General features: G+C 69.6%; 15 protein-coding genes and 1 tRNA gene. 9 read left to right on the top strand and 7 right to left on the bottom strand.

Going from position 1 to position 15,055, the window contains the following annotated elements; genetic code table 11:
- Nucleotides 1-47 precede the first annotated feature (47 nt).
- The 6 genes from ACFVQ0_RS09390 to ACFVQ0_RS09365 all read left to right on the top strand — a co-directional run bounded on the left by ACFVQ0_RS09390 (nt 48) and on the right by ACFVQ0_RS09365 (nt 7,134).
- Entirely contained in the window at nt 48-2,222 is a 2,175-nt protein-coding gene (locus ACFVQ0_RS09390; protein ID WP_390086193.1) for an FtsK/SpoIIIE domain-containing protein, read from the top strand.
- A gap of 297 nt (nt 2,223-2,519) precedes the next feature.
- Nucleotides 2,520-2,801 (top strand): hypothetical protein, encoded by a 282-nt coding sequence (locus tag ACFVQ0_RS09385; protein ID WP_390086191.1) that lies wholly within the window; start codon nt 2,520-2,522, stop codon nt 2,799-2,801.
- An 87-nt stretch (nt 2,802-2,888) separates the two neighbouring features.
- Nucleotides 2,889-3,788, top strand: coding sequence for a bifunctional DNA primase/polymerase (locus ACFVQ0_RS09380; RefSeq protein ID WP_390086189.1), 900 nt, complete (start codon nt 2,889-2,891; stop codon nt 3,786-3,788).
- A gap of 340 nt (nt 3,789-4,128) precedes the next feature.
- Nucleotides 4,129-5,295: a DUF3631 domain-containing protein gene (locus ACFVQ0_RS09375; protein WP_390086187.1), complete on the top strand. Its 1,167-nt coding sequence runs from the start codon at nt 4,129-4,131 to the stop codon at nt 5,293-5,295.
- A gap of 204 nt (nt 5,296-5,499) precedes the next feature.
- Nucleotides 5,500-5,688, top strand: coding sequence for a helix-turn-helix domain-containing protein (locus ACFVQ0_RS09370; protein WP_363222244.1), 189 nt, complete (start codon nt 5,500-5,502; stop codon nt 5,686-5,688).
- 66 nt (nt 5,689-5,754) lie between these two features.
- On the top strand, nt 5,755-7,134 hold the full coding sequence (locus ACFVQ0_RS09365) for a tyrosine-type recombinase/integrase (protein ID WP_390086185.1): 1,380 nt from the start codon (nt 5,755-5,757) through the stop codon (nt 7,132-7,134).
- A 174-nt stretch (nt 7,135-7,308) separates the two neighbouring features.
- On the opposite strand, the gene ACFVQ0_RS09360 is transcribed toward ACFVQ0_RS09365, so the two are convergent.
- Nucleotides 7,309-7,390: transfer RNA gene (locus ACFVQ0_RS09360), tRNA-Tyr, on the bottom strand.
- Between the two features lie 214 nt (nt 7,391-7,604).
- Here ACFVQ0_RS09360 and ACFVQ0_RS09355 point away from each other — a divergent pair.
- From ACFVQ0_RS09355 to ACFVQ0_RS09345, 3 genes are all read left to right on the top strand, one after another.
- Entirely contained in the window at nt 7,605-8,093 is a 489-nt protein-coding gene (locus ACFVQ0_RS09355) for a YajQ family cyclic di-GMP-binding protein (RefSeq protein WP_311303792.1), read from the top strand.
- Nucleotides 8,094-8,243: 150 nt separating this feature from the next.
- Nucleotides 8,244-8,756, top strand: coding sequence for a methylated-DNA--[protein]-cysteine S-methyltransferase (locus tag ACFVQ0_RS09350; RefSeq protein WP_390086182.1), 513 nt, complete (start codon nt 8,244-8,246; stop codon nt 8,754-8,756).
- Nucleotides 8,756-9,415, top strand: a complete 660-nt coding sequence (locus ACFVQ0_RS09345; protein ID WP_390086179.1) for an alpha-ketoglutarate-dependent dioxygenase AlkB family protein — start codon at nt 8,756-8,758, stop codon at nt 9,413-9,415. The genes ACFVQ0_RS09350 and ACFVQ0_RS09345 overlap by 1 nt, the downstream gene beginning before the upstream one ends.
- 22 nt (nt 9,416-9,437) lie before the next feature.
- Here ACFVQ0_RS09345 and ACFVQ0_RS09340 read toward each other — a convergent pair whose 3' ends face one another.
- From ACFVQ0_RS09340 to ACFVQ0_RS09315, 6 genes are all read right to left on the bottom strand, one after another.
- Nucleotides 9,438-9,713 carry a GlsB/YeaQ/YmgE family stress response membrane protein gene (locus ACFVQ0_RS09340; RefSeq protein WP_389207310.1) on the bottom strand — a complete coding sequence of 92 codons (276 nt, stop codon included), beginning with the start codon at nt 9,711-9,713 and terminating at the stop codon, nt 9,438-9,440.
- Between the two features lie 139 nt (nt 9,714-9,852).
- The gene (locus ACFVQ0_RS09335) at nt 9,853-10,245 is read right to left on the bottom strand and encodes a YccF domain-containing protein (protein WP_390086177.1); all 393 of its coding nucleotides are present in this window, start codon (nt 10,243-10,245) and stop codon (nt 9,853-9,855) included.
- A complete protein-coding gene (htpX, locus tag ACFVQ0_RS09330) occupies nt 10,242-11,105 on the bottom strand; it encodes a zinc metalloprotease HtpX (protein WP_390086175.1) in 864 nt (287 codons plus the stop codon). Before htpX ends, ACFVQ0_RS09335 begins: the two co-directional genes overlap by 4 nt.
- Nucleotides 11,106-11,299: 194 nt before the next feature.
- Nucleotides 11,300-11,764, bottom strand: a complete 465-nt coding sequence (mscL, locus tag ACFVQ0_RS09325; protein WP_390086173.1) for a large conductance mechanosensitive channel protein MscL — start codon at nt 11,762-11,764, stop codon at nt 11,300-11,302.
- A 139-nt stretch (nt 11,765-11,903) separates the two neighbouring features.
- The gene (locus ACFVQ0_RS09320) at nt 11,904-13,505 is read right to left on the bottom strand and encodes an NADH-quinone oxidoreductase subunit N (RefSeq protein WP_390086171.1); all 1,602 of its coding nucleotides are present in this window, start codon (nt 13,503-13,505) and stop codon (nt 11,904-11,906) included.
- On the bottom strand, nt 13,502-15,052 hold the full coding sequence (locus ACFVQ0_RS09315) for a NuoM family protein (RefSeq protein ID WP_390087737.1): 1,551 nt from the start codon (nt 15,050-15,052) through the stop codon (nt 13,502-13,504). Before ACFVQ0_RS09315 ends, ACFVQ0_RS09320 begins: the two co-directional genes overlap by 4 nt.
- Nucleotides 15,053-15,055 lie beyond the last annotated feature (3 nt).

Raw genomic sequence — 15,055 nt, 5'->3', positions numbered from 1 at the left:
TCTCACCCCTTCCGCCCCATCGGGGGCAGACAGGAGCACGTCTCATCATGTCCGACAACGTCATCAGCCTGCACAAAAACGCCCCCGGCACCGTGCCCGTCCTCACGGTGGTGCCCGAGCCCGTGCCGACGGCGCCCGTGCCGCTGTGGGTGCGCTCCGGTCGCGTCATACGGGGCGCCGTCACGCATGAGCGCACCCGGCTCGGAGCCCGCGCCGCGGTCCGGCACTCCCTCTACGTCGCCGGCGGGGCGGGTGTGGTCGCCCGGCGGACGTGGCAGGGCCGGACTGTCGCGGTCCATCACCAGATGAGGGCCGTCGCGGTGGCCGCGGGCAACCAGGAACTCGCCGCCGAGTGGCAGGAGAAGGCGGACCGCTTCCGCACCGACCGGCACCGACGGCGGATGGAGCTGATCAGCGGAGTGCCGCAGATGGTCAAGTCCGCGGCGATCGGCACCGCCGGCACGGAGGGTGCGTTACTGCTGATCGGTGCCTGCATGGCCGTCCACAACCACAACCTGCGCGACGTGATCGCGCCGACGCTGGCCGCGGTCGACGCGGTCCGGGCCCTGTGCTGGTTCGTCGGTGTCGCCTGGGGGCCCGCGCTCGCGCTCGCCCTGCTGGCCGGACTGTCCCACCTGTGGCGGGCCGGACAGCAGCAGCAGACCGCACCCGCCTGGGCCCGCCCCGCCACCAGCGGGGTGGACGACGTCCCGGTCACCCCCTCGGTCGTCGTCAAGGCCCTTGCTGATCTGGGGATTTCCTCGCTGCGCAAGGCCGTCAAGGAGATGGCCGACGGCGCGGCCGGCATGCTCGGCCCCATCACGCTCGCCGGGTGCGGCGTGGAAGTCGATGTCACCCTGCCGTCCGGAGTGAGCACGGAGGAGGTGCTGGGCAAGCGGCGCAAGCTCGCGGAGAACCTCAACCGTCACGAACACGAGCTGCACATGACGCTCCCTCCGGCCCCCCGCACGGTGCGGATGTGGATTTCGGACTCCGGCGCCCTGGACCAGCCCATCGGCCCCTCGCCGCTGCTCACCGACGCGGACGCCACCGCCGACATGCGCCGCGGGCGGGCCCCGTGGGGTGTCGACCTGCGCGGGGATGCGGTGCTGGTCTCGCTGTGGCAGAAGCACATGCTCATCACCGGCCTGTCCAACCAGGGCAAGACCGCCTCGCTGCGGGCGTTGGCTCTGTGGCTCGCGCTCGATGCGCGGGTGGAATTCCGCATCGCTGACCTCAAGGGCGTGGGCGACTGGCAGATGTTCGACGGCATCGCCACCGTCCTCATCCAGGGCCCCACCGACGACCACGTCATCGAAGCCACCGAAATGCTCGAAGGCGCCGTCACGGAGATGGCCGACCGGATCGCGTTGATGCGGGAGCTGACCGCGAAGGGCTGGAGTCAGGACAAGATCCTGTCCGACCCACGCTTCGACCCCCTGGTCCTCGTGGTCGATGAGGCGCAGGTGGCCTACGGCTCCGCTGCTCAGGAGACGTTCGTCACCGAGAAAGGGGCCGTCCGCAAGGGTGCCCCGTTCGGCGGGTCGAAAGCGGACAGCCGCTACTTCCAGGCCGTGAAGAAAATCCACGACCAGGGACGCGCGGTCGGCGTCACCATCTGGGAGGGCACCCAGGACCCGACCAACGAGAACCTGCCCAAGCGCTCCCGCGAGGGCAACCACATCCGCGCCTCCCTCGTCCTGGGCACCGAGTCCCAGGCCCGCATGGCGGTGGGTGACTCCGCGGTCGACGCCGGGGCGGCCCCGCACAAGCTGCGGCAGGGTCTGGACAAGGGCACCCTCGTGGTGGCCGGCGACGGAGTCAAACTCGCCCCTGGACAGCCCTCTGTCACGGCCCGGACCCACTACATCGGCCCGGAGGACGCGGAGGCCATCGCGGAGCGGGCCAAGGCCCTGCGCGCCGGCGTGAAGAGGCCTGCGGGACCGGAGTCGGCGCCGCGGGAGGTCGACCACCTGACCGACGTGGCCGCGGTCCTGGGCAGCGAGGACCGGATGAAGTCCGACGAGATCCGCCAGCACCTGGCCCAGCGGTGGCCCGAGGTCTACAAGTCGTGGTCCGCCTCCGACCTGGTCCAGGCCCTCAAGCCGTTCGGTGCCCAGCCGCGCAAGTACAACGGCAACCAGATGATCTCCCGTGCCAGGGTCTTCGCCGCCATCGAGATCCGCGCCGACGAGACCGAAGACACCGAGAACGCCGGATAGAGCGACGCACGGTGACGGGGAGGGAGTTGGGGAGTCGCGCACATCCTGGGGAGTTCTCCCCAACCGCCTCCCCAACCCGCCCCACCCACGCTGATCAGCGACAACACCGCAGTTGGGGAGCATGGGGAGGCTGGGGAGGCACCCCTCCCCGCACCCCGGAAACCCCCGGAAACAGCCTCTCCACAGCCATCCCCCGACCCATCCATTAGCTACGCAGAGTGACTACGGGTGGGAGTGTGGCCGAAAGATCCGGGGCCACCCTCGTCTCGTCCACAGCTGAACCGAGAGGACAACGCCATGTCCACACACCGCATCGTCTGCTACGTCGCCGCCTGCGACCTCTGTGGAAACACAACCGACCTCGACGGATACGCCGCGCACTTCGACACCCCCACCGACGCCACCGGCAACGCCCACGGATGGGGCGACGTCACCAGCGGCTGGACCCTCGCACCGGACGGACGCCTGGTCTGCGACACCGTCGACGACCACGCCCACGAGTCCGTGCACGAGGCCGCCGGCAAACGCATCCCCGAACCCGGCCCCGACGCCATGTGCGTCATCTTCACCGCCGCCTAGCTACGCCGACGGCGGCCCCCTCTCACGCCAATGAAGCGGGGCCGCCGTCGTCCAGCAGCTCACACAAGAGAACTGGAGACACCCAGCATGCCCCACGACCGCAACACCGCGCCGCTCGAAGCAGCGTTACGAGCAGCCGAACACGGCTGGCACGTCTTCCCGCTCCGCCCCCGCGACAAGCGCCCCGCCCTCCACGGAGAGACCGACTGCACCGGCCTCGGAGACTGCGCCGACGGACACCGCAAGTGGGAGGACCGGGCCACCACCGACCCCGACCGCATCCGCGCGGCCTGGTCGACCGGAGCGTTCAACGTCGGCCTGGCGACCGGCCCGTCCGGGCTGGTCGTCGTCGACCTGGACACGGTCAAGGCCAAGGACTTGAACGGAACGCCTGACGGCGTCACTTCCCTGCAAGCGCTCTGCGAGCGCGCCGGACAGGCCGTCCCCACCACCTACCGGGTCCGGACCGCGAGCGGCGGGGTACACCTGTACTTCGCCACCCCGGCCGGGGCCCGGCTCGGCAACAGCGCGGGCAAACTCGGTACCCACATCGACACCCGCGCCCACGGCGGCTATGTCGTCGCCCCCGGCAGCACCCTCCCCCACGGCACCTACGAAGTGACCGACCCCACCGACCCCGTACCGCTCCCGGAATGGCTGCACGCCCTCCTGGCGCCCCGTCAGGCGTCGCGGGCATTGATGGCCGCACCCGTACCGGTTCGTGCCTCTCGGTACGCGGCAGCGGCCCTCAGGGCCGAAACAGCCGCCGTGGCCGGGGCTGGGGAGGGTTCGCGGAACTGGACGCTGGTTCGGGCCGCCCGCGCTCTGGGGCGGTTCATCCCGTCCGGCGACCTCGCACGCCAGGAGGTAGAGCAGGCTCTTAATTCGGCGGGACTGACGGCCGGCCTCCGCGAGAACGAGTGCCGCGCCACGGTGACCAGCGCACTGAACTGGTCCATCGCCAACAACGCGAGCAGGACCGCATGACGGCACCCAGGAATCCCCCACTTAAGAGCATCCAGACACCCAGCACCGGTCCCAGCACCGCCGGACCGGCCCCCGCCCGATCCGGCAGTGGTGCGCCGAAGGTCGTCGGCCGGCAGGCCGTCCCCTCATCCGTTCGCCCTGACCCGCACGTCACCACGGTGACCGGCATCTGGCCCGGACTCCAGATCCGCACGTCGGGCACCCCGCAAGCCGACTGGCTATGCCACTGCGGCCACCACGAACGCGCACGGGGCCGCAGGGCCGTCACCGAACTCACCGCCCGCGTACGCGTCGGGCACTGCCCCCACACCGCCCCCGCAGAGCACAGGAGGAACGCCGCATGACCGCCACCGCACAGCAGCCCAAGGCGCCCATCGACGGCGCCGCCCTGCTCGATGCGGTGGAGACGTTCCACCGCAGGTTCAACGCCTTCCCGACCGAGGCGGCCTACGTCGCGGTCGCCTTGTGGGACGCACACACGCACCTGCTCGACTGCTTCGACTCCACCCCCCGACTCGCCTTCCTCTCCCCCGAACCGGGCAGCGGGAAGACTCGGGCACTCGAAGTCATCAGCACCCTGGTGCCCCACCCCATGCACGCCGTCAACGCCTCTCCCGCCGCGCTGTTCCGAGCGGTTGCAGACGAGGCCGGACGGCCCACGATCCTTTTCGACGAGATCGACACCGTCTTTGGGCCCAAGGCCAAGGACAACGAGGATCTGCGCGGACTGCTGAACGCCGGTCACCGCAAGAGCGGGGTCTCCTACCGGTGCGTTGGCGACGGCGGCACACAAACGGTCGTTGCCTTCCCCTCATACTGCGCTGTCGCCATGGGCGGGCTCGGCTCGCTGCCAGACACGATCCTGGCCCGTTCCGTCATCATCCGAATGCGGCGTCGCGCCCGTAACGAGCGGGTGGAACCCTTCCGGGCCCGCGTCCACGAACCGCAGGGCCATGCCTTGCGCGACCAGCTCACCACCTGGGCCGAGCAGGTCCGGCCCCGCGTCGACGGCGCCTTCCCCGACATGCCCGAGGGCATCACAGACCGGCCCGCAGACGTGTGGGAACCACTGCTCGCCGTGGCCGACGCGGCCGGCGGAACCTGGCCCGACCGGGCCCGGCAAGCCTGCGTCGATCTCGTCACCGCCGTGAACGAGGACGACCGCGCCTCGCTCGGAGTCAAGCTCCTGACCGACCTGCGCGACCACGTCTTCCCCGGTGAGGACACCGTCTCCACCATCGAAATCCTGCACCTTCTCAACGCCATGGAGGAATCGCCCTGGGGCGACCTCGACGGCCGCCCGCTCAACGCCCGCACCCTCTCCAAGACCCTCAAGGAATACGTCACCGCCAAGAGCAAGCCCATCTCTCCCCGACCACTGCGCATCGGCGGACAGATCGTCAAGGGCTACCACCGAGACGACCTCACAGACGCCTGGAACCGCTACTGCCCCCCGCCCCCGGATTCCTCGGTTACATCGGTTACGCCCCTCCCGATGGGCCTCTGACCTGCGGCGCTTCTGTAACCGATCGGGGCTGTGTAACCGGAAGACCTCCAGTTACATCGCCCCGGTCCCCCGCCACCTGTAACCGCACGCCATCGGTTACACCCCACCCATCGGTTACAGAAAAAGGGTCCCTGACCTGCGATGTAACCGGCGTAACCGATGTAACCGCACCTGTGAGACCGAACCGAGCCAAGGAGTCGCACCATGGCCCGCCCCCAGATGCTCAAGCTCCCCGAAGTCCTCGACGAACTCGGCATGAGCCGTGCCGCGTTCTACCGCATGCGCGCCCGCGCCCAGGGCCCGCGCCTCATCAAGCTCCCCAACGGTCAGCTCCGCGTTCGCCGCGCCGATCTGGACGCCTGGTGGGAGAGGTGCGAAGAGTCCGCCGCCTGACATCGATCTGACGCACCAATCGACAAGGGCCCGCCACCACGGCGGGCCCTTTCTCTCTGGAGCACCATGCCTCTCACCTACGACGTACGCCTGTACTCCATCGAAGTCCGACGAGACCGCCCCAAGCCCTACCGGTTGCGCTGGCTGGTCGGGCACCGCAAGCACTCCAAGAGCTACCAGCTCAAGGCCCAGGCGGATGGACGCCGGTCGGAGCTGATGTCAGCAGTCCGGCGCGGCGAGCAGTTCGACGAGGAGAAGGGGCTTCCCGTCTCCGAGGTCCGTGCGATGCAGGGATCTGTGACCTGGTACGAGCACACCCGTGCCTACATCGATCGCAAGTGGGCCGACGCCCCGGCGAAGTCGCGAAAGAACTACGCGGACGCCCTTGCCACCATCACGCCGGCGCTCGTGAAGACCACCGTTGGCCGACCCGACGCGGCCACGCTCCGCCGGGCGCTCTACGGGTGGGCTTACAACCGCAACAGGTGGGATGAGGAACCGCCGGCGGACGTTACCCAGGCACTCCGCTGGCTGACCAAGAACTCCGTGCCGATCTCCGCACTAGAAGAGTCGGCCACCGTACGACTCGCCCTGGACGCGCTCGCCCTGAAGATCGATGGGAAGTCCGCCGCCCCACGCACCGCGCGGCGCAAGCGCGCCTGCCTGAGCGATGTTCTCGGCCTCGCTGTCGAGCAGCGGTACTTCTCCACCCCGGTCAACCCGCTCACGACCGTGAAGTGGGTCGCCCCGAAAGCCGTCGAAGAGGTTGATCCGCAGAGCGTGGCGAACCCCCGCCAGGTGCGGGCGCTGCTCAAGGGCGTACGCGAGCAGGGCCCGCGCGGTGAACACCTCGAAGCGTTCTTCGGCTGCCTCTACTACGCCGCCATGCGGCCGGCAGAAGTGACGGCGCTCCGGCTGGCCCAGTGCCATCTCCCTGACAAAGGGTGGGGCACTCTAACTCTCCGGGGAGGCTTCGTGAGGGTCGGGAAGGGTTGGACCGACGACGGCCAGGCGCACGAAGCCCGCCATCTCAAGGCCCGCGCAGTGAAGGACTCGCGCCCCGTGCCGATCCCGCCGCATTTCGTGCGCATGCTTCGGCAGCACGTCGCTACGCACGGCACTGCGCCAGACGGGCGGCTGTTCCGGACTAACCGGGGCGGTCTGCTCCAGGAGACCGGATACGGCGAGGTCTGGGCCCAAGCACGCGCAGACGTCCTGACCGAGGAGGAAGCGGTCTCACAGCTCGCCCGGCGACCGTATGACCTACGTCACGCCGGGGTGTCCTTCTGGCTCAGCTCAGGCGTGGACCCGATGGAATGCGCCCGGCGAGCAGGGCACACGATCGCGGTGCTGTTCCGCGTCTACGCCAAGGTGCTGGCCCGTACGCAGGACCGGGCCAATCGGCGCATCGACGCAGCGATGCGCGAGTGGAACGAACCGGAGTAGCCCCGCCCTCTCCTGGGGGACACCTGGGGGACACGCCCTGATCAGACCTGGGATCGGGGCGAGATCAGGTGAGACAAGGTTGGGTTTCGACGCCTCGGCATCGAGTCGCCGGGCATACGAGAAAACCCCTTCCGACCGGCTGAAACAGCAGGTCGGAAGGGGTTTCACTTCCAGTGGCGGCGCCAGGGTTCGAACCTGGGTAGGCTGAGCCGGCAGATTTACAGTCTGCTCCCTTTGGCCACTCGGGCACACCGCCAAGGGATGCTGCCGTCGGGCCCGTCTCGCGACGGCGCTCTGTGGCAACGACGTAAACGATACCTGATGCCCAGGGGTGCTACGCCACTGGATTGATCAGCGGCCCGTACGGGCCGGGGTGGCTAGGCTTTGGGGGCGGCGTGGTGCCTGTGGGCCCCGCGGCCGCCCCGTAGACATTCCGTTTCCAGCACCCCCGATACAAGGAGCCACACGTCATGGCCGACTCCAGTTTCGACATCGTCTCGAAGGTCGAGCGGCAGGAGGTCGACAACGCCCTCAACCAGGCCGCAAAGGAAATCTCGCAGCGATACGACTTCAAGGGCACCGGCGCCTCGATCTCCTGGTCGGGCGAGAAGATCCTCATGGAGGCGAGCGGCGAGGAGCGGGTCAAGGCGATCCTCGACATCTTCCAGTCCAAGCTGATCAAGCGCGGCATCTCGCTGAAGTCGCTGGACGTGGGCGAGCCGCAGCTGTCCGGCAAGGAGTACAAGCTCTTCGCCACCATCGAGGAGGGCATCTCCCAGGAGAACGCCAAGAAGGTCGCGAAGATCATTCGCGACGAGGGCCCCAAGGGCGTCAAGGCGCAGGTCCAGGGTGACGAGCTGCGGGTCAGCTCGAAGAGCCGGGACGACCTGCAGGCCGTTCAGGCGCTGCTCAAGGGCCAGGACTTCGACTTCGATGTGCAGTTCGCGAACTACCGGTAGGACGCGGCGGTCCGGGCGCGGGACGGAATGCGTGGTTCCGCGCCCGGACGTCATGTCCGAATACCGCCGGTCCCGGCGGTTCGGGCGACGCAGACTGGTCCGTGGCAGCCGATGACCGTGCTGTCCGCCGGACGAGATGAGGGACGAGTCATGACCATGTACGCGACGGTCGACAGCCCGCTGGGTGAGCTGCTGCTGGTCGGCGAGAAGGCCGCGGGACCGGCCGGCGACGGGGTCGCGCTCGTCTCGCTCTCCCTGCCGGGCCAGAAGGGCGCGGCGGTCGTCCAGGACGGCTGGGCCCACGAGCCCGGGGCTTTCACGGGGATCGCCGGGCAGCTGCGGGAGTACTTCGAGGGGCGGCGGACCCGCTTCGACATCGCCCTCGCGGACGGTACGGGCACCGAGTTCCAGCGCCGGGTGTGGGCCGCACTGGACGAGGTCCCGTACGGGGAGACGGTGTCGTACGGGCAGATCGCCGAGCGGGTCGGTGCCTCCGGGGCGGGGGTCCGCGCCGTGGGTACGGCCATCGGGCGCAATCCCGTGCTGGTCGTACGGCCGTGCCACCGGGTGATCGGCGCCGACGGGGCGCTGCGCGGCTACGCGGGCGGCCTGGAGCGCAAGGAGCGGCTTCTGGGGCTTGAGGGCGCCCTGGCGGTGAGCTGATGGCCGGGCTCTTCCCCCGGCCGAGGGCGGAGATCGCGCCCGGGGCGGTGCACGTTCCCGAATGGCTTTCCGAGGAGCGGCAGCGGGAGTTGGTGGCGGCCTGCCGGGAGTGGGCGCGCGGTCCCGTGCCGTTGCGGCACACGGCGCTGCCGGGCGGCGGGGTGATGTCCGTACGGACGGTGTGCCTGGGGTGGCACTGGCAGCCGTACCGCTACACCCGCACGGCGGACGACGTGAACGGCGCACCCGTCGCCCCGTTCCCGGAGTGGCTCGGGGAGTTGGGGCGGGACGCGCTGGTGGCGGCGTACGGGCAGGAGAGCCCGGTACGGGCGTACGCGCCGGACACCGCGCTGATCAACTTCTATGACGACGCGGCGCGGATGGGCATGCACCAGGACAAGGAGGAGCGGTCCGGTGCCCCCGTGGTGTCGCTGAGCATCGGTGACAGCTGCGTCTTCCGCTTCGGGAACACGGAGGGGCGGGGAAGGCCCTACACCGACGTGGAGTTGGCCTCCGGCGATCTGTTCGTCTTCGGCGGGCCCTCACGCTTCGCGTTCCACGGGGTGCCGAGGATCCACCCGGGGACGGCCGGTCCCGCGACAGGCATGAGCGGTGGTCGGCTCAATCTGACCCTTCGCGAGACCGGGTTGGGCGTCTGAGGACGGGCGGCCGGAGGGGGTGTCAGCGGCGGTCGCGGGAGTTCCCGAACAGCAGCCGGTAGGCGATCAGCAGGACCAACGAGCCGCCGATGGCCGAGATCCAGGTCGCCGCGTCGAAGAAGTCGTCCTTGGAGATCGGGCGGTCCAGGAAGCGCGCGGATATCCAGCCGCCCACGAAGGCGCCGACGATCCCTATGAGCGTGGTGCCCACGAGGCCGCCGGGGTCGCGTCCCGGCAGCAGGATCTTGGCGATGACGCCCGCGACAAGTCCAAGAATGATCCAGCCAATAATCGTCATGCGTGCGAACCTACCCCTCACTCGGTCTTGGAATCCAAGACGCGGGTGCGGGGTGCATGGTTGCGAAATATGGGCTGTGAGCTGGCCGTACGTGACTCGCGACGCCGTACGTCACCGGCCGTACGTCACCGGCCGACCGTCACCAGCCGGCGAACTGCTCGTCGGTGCTGACGATCTCCTTGCCGAAGGGCATCAGCGATACCGGGATCAGCTTGAAGTTGGCGATGCCCAGGGGGATGCCGATGATCGTGATGCACAGGGCGATGCCGGTGGTGATGTGACCGAGCGCCAGCCACCAGCCGGCGAGGATCAGCCAGAGCACGTTGCCGACGCAGGAGGGCGCGCCCGCGTCCCGGCGGTCGACGACGCGGTGGCCGAAGGGCCAGAGGGCGTAGACGCCGATGCGGAAGGCCGCGAGGCCGAACGGGATGCCGATGATCGTGATGCACAGCAGGAGTCCCGCGAGCAGGTAGCCCAGGAACATCCAGAAGCCGCACAGGACCAGCCAAATAACGTTCAGAATTGTCTTCATGGGCGATGACCTGCCATCTGCTCAAGTCGGGCGATGCGCTCCGCCATCGGCGGGTGGGTCGAGAACATCCTGGACATGCCCCGGCCGGGGCGGAACGGGTTGGCGATCATCATGTGGCTCGCTGTCTCGATCCGGGGTTCGGGGGGCAGTGGAAGCTGCTTGGTTCCGGCATCAAGCTTACGCAGGGCGGCGGCAAGGGCCAGTGGGTCACCGGTCAGCTGGGCGCCGGAAGCGTCCGCCTCGTACTCCCGGGAGCGGCTGACGGCCAGTTGGATGACGGAGGCGGCGAGCGGGCCCAGGATCATGATCAGGAGCATGCCGAGGATGCCGGGGCCCTCGTCGTCGTTGGAGCGGCCGACCGGGATCAGCCAGGCGAAGTTGACCAGGAACATGACGACGGAGGCGAGGGCACCGGCGACGGACGAGATCAGGATGTCGCGGTTGTAGACGTGGCTCAGCTCGTGGCCGAGGACGCCGCGCAGCTCGCGCTCGTCCAGGATCTGGAGGATGCCGTCGGTGCAGCAGACCGCGGCGTTGCGCGGGTTGCGGCCGGTCGCGAAGGCGTTGGGGGCCTGCGTCGGGGAGATGTAGAGCCTCGGCATGGGCTGCCGGGCGGCCGTGGAGAGCTCGCGGACCATGCGGTACAGCTGGGGTGCCTCGAACTCGCTCACCGGACGGGCGCGCATGGCGCGCAGCGCCAGCTTGTCGCTGTTCCAGTACGCGTAGGCGTTGGTGCCGACGGCTACCAGGAGCGCGACGATCAGGCCGGTACGTCCGAAGAAGCTGCCGATGAGAATGATGAGTGCGGACAGGCCCCCGAGGAGTACGGCGGTTTTCAGCCCGTTGTGCCGGCGGTGCACGGTACGCCCTCCAAATGGTGCAGCAGGGGAACCCTTGCTTGGTGGTGCTCCACTCCCCAGTGGAGCCTCCCGTACTGGTCAACGCCAGGCGAGGAGAGCTAGTTCCCTTGTGCTCGCTGCCGCGGGGCCGGGCCGCTCCGGGTGTTCGCTCCGGAGCGGGCCGTAGGCCGTACGGGTGGAGGGGTGCCGACGGGTCAGCGCTGGACGGGGAGTTTGGCGAGCGCCAGGGCCTCGGGGTCGGGCTCGACCTCGCTGGTGCAGTGGGCGCAGCGGGAGGCGACGGCGGGGATCGCGGTGTAGCAGCGGGGGCAGTCGCGCAGCGCGGCCTTGATGTCGACCTCCTCCTGGTCCTTCTTGGCGGTGAAGCGGTCCTGGACCTTGGCCATGGGGACGACGACGCAGAAGTAGAGGACCGCGGCGGTGATGAGGAAGGCGATCGCGGCGGCGACGAAGAGGCCGTAGGGGAACGTCACACCGTCGAACTTGAACTCGGCCTTGCTGAAGTCACCGGTGCCCCGGGTGATGAGGCCGATCAGCGGCACGATGAACGCGTTGCTGAACCCGGTGACGACCGCGGTGAACGCGGCTCCTACGGCGAGGCCGATCGCCATGGAGATGACGTTTCCGCGCAGGATGAATTCCTTGAACCCGTTCAGCACTGCCTCTGGCTCCTCTGTCGCGATGTGACGTTCGTATGCGCTGTGTGACGTATGCGCTGTGTGACGTTCGCATGCGCCGTCGCGCGGGCATGACCCTGCCCTGCGCGGACCGCTCCGGGCAAACCGATCTTGGTGCGCGTCAGAACAGGTTGACGCCGGCGAACCGGAGGACGGCCTGAGGGGCGCCCGACAGGGCGAGGCCGGCGACGGCGGTGATGACGATCGCGGCGGTGAGCGGTGCCGGGGCGCGGTGGGGGGCGGCGGGCCGCCGGCCGGTGCTGTCCTGGGCCGTCCGGTCCTCGGCATCCTCGGCGGCGTCCCGTGCCTCGTCCTCCGCGGGGCCGCGGAACAGGGCGGCGGTCCACTGGAGGTAGTAGTACAGCGCGATCACGACGTTGACGGCCATGACGACGGCGAGCCAGCCGAGTCCGGCGTCGACGGCCGAGGAGAAGACGGTGACCTTGGCGAAGAGGCCGATGATGCCGGGCGGCAGTCCGGCCAGGCAGAGCAGGAAGAAGCCCAGGGTGAGGGCGGCAAGGGGGCGGGTGGCGTAGAGATTGCGGTAGTCGGCCAGCCGGTTGCCGGGGCTGGTACGGGCGACCAGGGCGGCCACCGCGAACGCGCCGAGGTTCACGACGGCGTACATCAGGGCGTACGCGACGGTGGAGCCGATCTGCCGGTCGCCGGCGTACGCGGCGGCGGCGATCGGCACCAGGAGGTAGCCGGCCTGCGCGACGGAGGACCAGGCCAGGAGGCGTACGGCGCTGCGGGCGCGGGTGGCGCTCTGGCGCAGGGCGGCGACGTTGCCGACGGTCATGGTGAGCGCGGCGAGGACGGCGAGGGCGGGGCCCCAGACGTCCGCGTAGGAGGGGAACGCGACCACAGTGACGAGGATGAGGCCGGAGAAGCCGACCGCCTTTCCGACGACGGAGAGGTAGGCGGCGATCGGCAGCGGGGCGCCGACGTAGGTGTCGGGGACCCAGAAGTGGAAGGGCGCGGCGGCCGTCTTGAAGGCGAAGCCGACGAGGGTGAGGGCGACGCCCGCCTCGGCGAGGGTGGCGAGCTGTCCGGGTACGTCGTCGAGGCGGCCGGCGATCTCCGTGAGGTGGAGGGTGCCGGTCGCCGCGTAGACGAAGCTGACGCCGAGCAGCATCACGGCGGTCGCGACGACGGAGGACAGGAAGAACTTCAGCGCGGCCTCGGAGGAGCGCCGGTCGCCGCGCTTGATGCCGACGAGGGCGAAGGCGGGCAGTGAGGCGACTTCGAGGGCGACGACGAGCGTGGCGAGGTCGCGGGCGGCGGGCAGCAGCGCGGCGCCCGCGGCGGAGGACAGCAGCAGGAACCAGAACTCGCCGGCCGGCAGCTTGCGGGTGTCCCCGATCGACAGCAGCGCGGTGAGCAGGGCGCCGCCGAGCACGAGGAGCTGGATGACCAGGGTGAAGTGGTCGGCGGTGTAGCTGCAGGCGTGGCTGCCGGTGGTGAGGCAGAAGGTGGAGCGGTCGCCGTCGCGCAGCGGGAGGAGCAGCGCCAGGGCGGCCACGAGACCGGCGACGGCTCCGTAGCCGAGCAGCGGTTTGCGTTCCTTCGGTACGAAGAGGTCGGCGACCAGGACGACGAGGGCGACGGCCGCGACGGTGAGCGGGGGCGCGATGGCGAGCCAGTCGACGGACTGGACGAGGCTGGTGGTGGTGTCGGCCGCGGTCTGGACGAGGCCGGTGGTGCTGTCGGCCGCTGTGGTCACGACTTGCCTCCTGCGAGGAGCTTCTGCACGGCCGGGTCGGTGAGGCCGAGGAGGACGGCGGGCCACAGCCCGGCCAGGACGGTGAGGGCGGCGAGGGGGGTCCAGGCGGCGAACTCGTGGTGCTGGATGTCGGGGATCCGGTGCGGTTCCTCCGGCTTGGCGCCCATGCAGACGCGGCGTACCAGGATGAGCATGTACGCGGCGGTGAGCAGGGTGCCGAACGCGGCGATGGACATGAACGTCAGGAAGGCGGGGCGGCTCAGGCCGTCGGCCGGGTCGAAGGCGCCGAACAGGGTGAGCATCTCGCCCCAGAACCCGGCGAGTCCGGGCAGTCCGAGGGAGGCGATCGCGGTGAACGCGAGGAGGCCGCCGAGGCGGGGCGCGCTGCCGTAGAGCGCGGCGCCGGTGGCTCCGGAGAGGGTGTCGAGGTCGGCGGTGCCGTAGCGGTCCTTGACTGCGCCGACCAGGAAGAACAGCAGGCCGGTGATGAGCCCGTGGGCGATGTTGGCGAAGAGCGCGCCGTTGACGCCGGTGGGGGTCATGCTGGCGATGCCGAGGAGGACGAAGCCCATGTGGCCGACGGAGGAGTACGCGATCAGGCGCTTCAGGTCGCCCTTGGCGCCGGGCCGGGCCAGCGCGAGGCAGGCGAGCGATCCGTAGATGATGCCGGCGACCGCGAAGGCCGCGAGGTAGGGCGCGAAGGTGTGCATGCCGTCGGGGGCGATCGGGAGCAGGATCCGGACGAATCCGTAGGTGCCCATCTTCAGCAGGACGCCCGCGAGGAGGACGGAGCCGACCGTGGGGGCGGCGGTGTGGGCGTCCGGCAGCCAGCTGTGCAGCGGCCACATCGGGGTTTTGACGGCGAGTCCGATGCCGATCGCGAGAACGGCGATGACCTGCACGGACGAGGTGAGGCCGCGGCCGTTGTCAGAGGCGAGTGCCACCATGTCGAAGGTGCCGCTCTTCAGTCCGATGAGGAGCAGCCCGAGCAGCATGACGACGGAGCCGAGCAGGGTGTAGAGGATGAACTTCCAGGCGGCGGCCTGCTTCCGCGCACCGCCCCAGCGGGCGATGAGGAAGTACATCGGGATGAGCACCATCTCGAACGCCAGGAAGAACAGCAGCAGATCGAGGACGGCGAAGGTCGCGAGGGTGCCGGACTCCAGGAGCAGGATGAGTGCGACGAAGGCCTTCGGGGAGGGGCCCGCGGGCATTTTGAAGTAGCTGTGGAGCGCGCAGAGGAAGGTCAGCAGCGCGGTCAGTACGAGAAGGGGGAGCGAGATGCCGTCGATGCCGAGATGGATGCGGACGTCGAGCGCCGGGATCCAGCTGATGTCGGTGGTGGCCTGCATCTTCGACGGGTGGTCGTGGTCGAAGCCCAGGGCGAGCACGATCGCGGCGAGGAGGATCACGCCGGTCACGGTCACGCCGTGGCGGAGCACGGCCTGGCCGGGGTCGCGGCCCTTGAGTCCGGGCGGGGCCGGGAGCAGGGCCGCGACGGCTCCGAGCAGCGGGGCGACGACGATGAACGCCAGAAGGAACTGCATCAC

It is taken from the genome of Streptomyces sp. NPDC057900, from assembly GCF_042887885.1.
Taxonomy (GTDB): domain Bacteria; phylum Actinomycetota; class Actinomycetes; order Streptomycetales; family Streptomycetaceae; genus Streptomyces.
The sequence above is the reverse complement of the archived record's forward strand: the minus strand, read 5'-3'. Positions and strand labels throughout refer to the sequence as shown.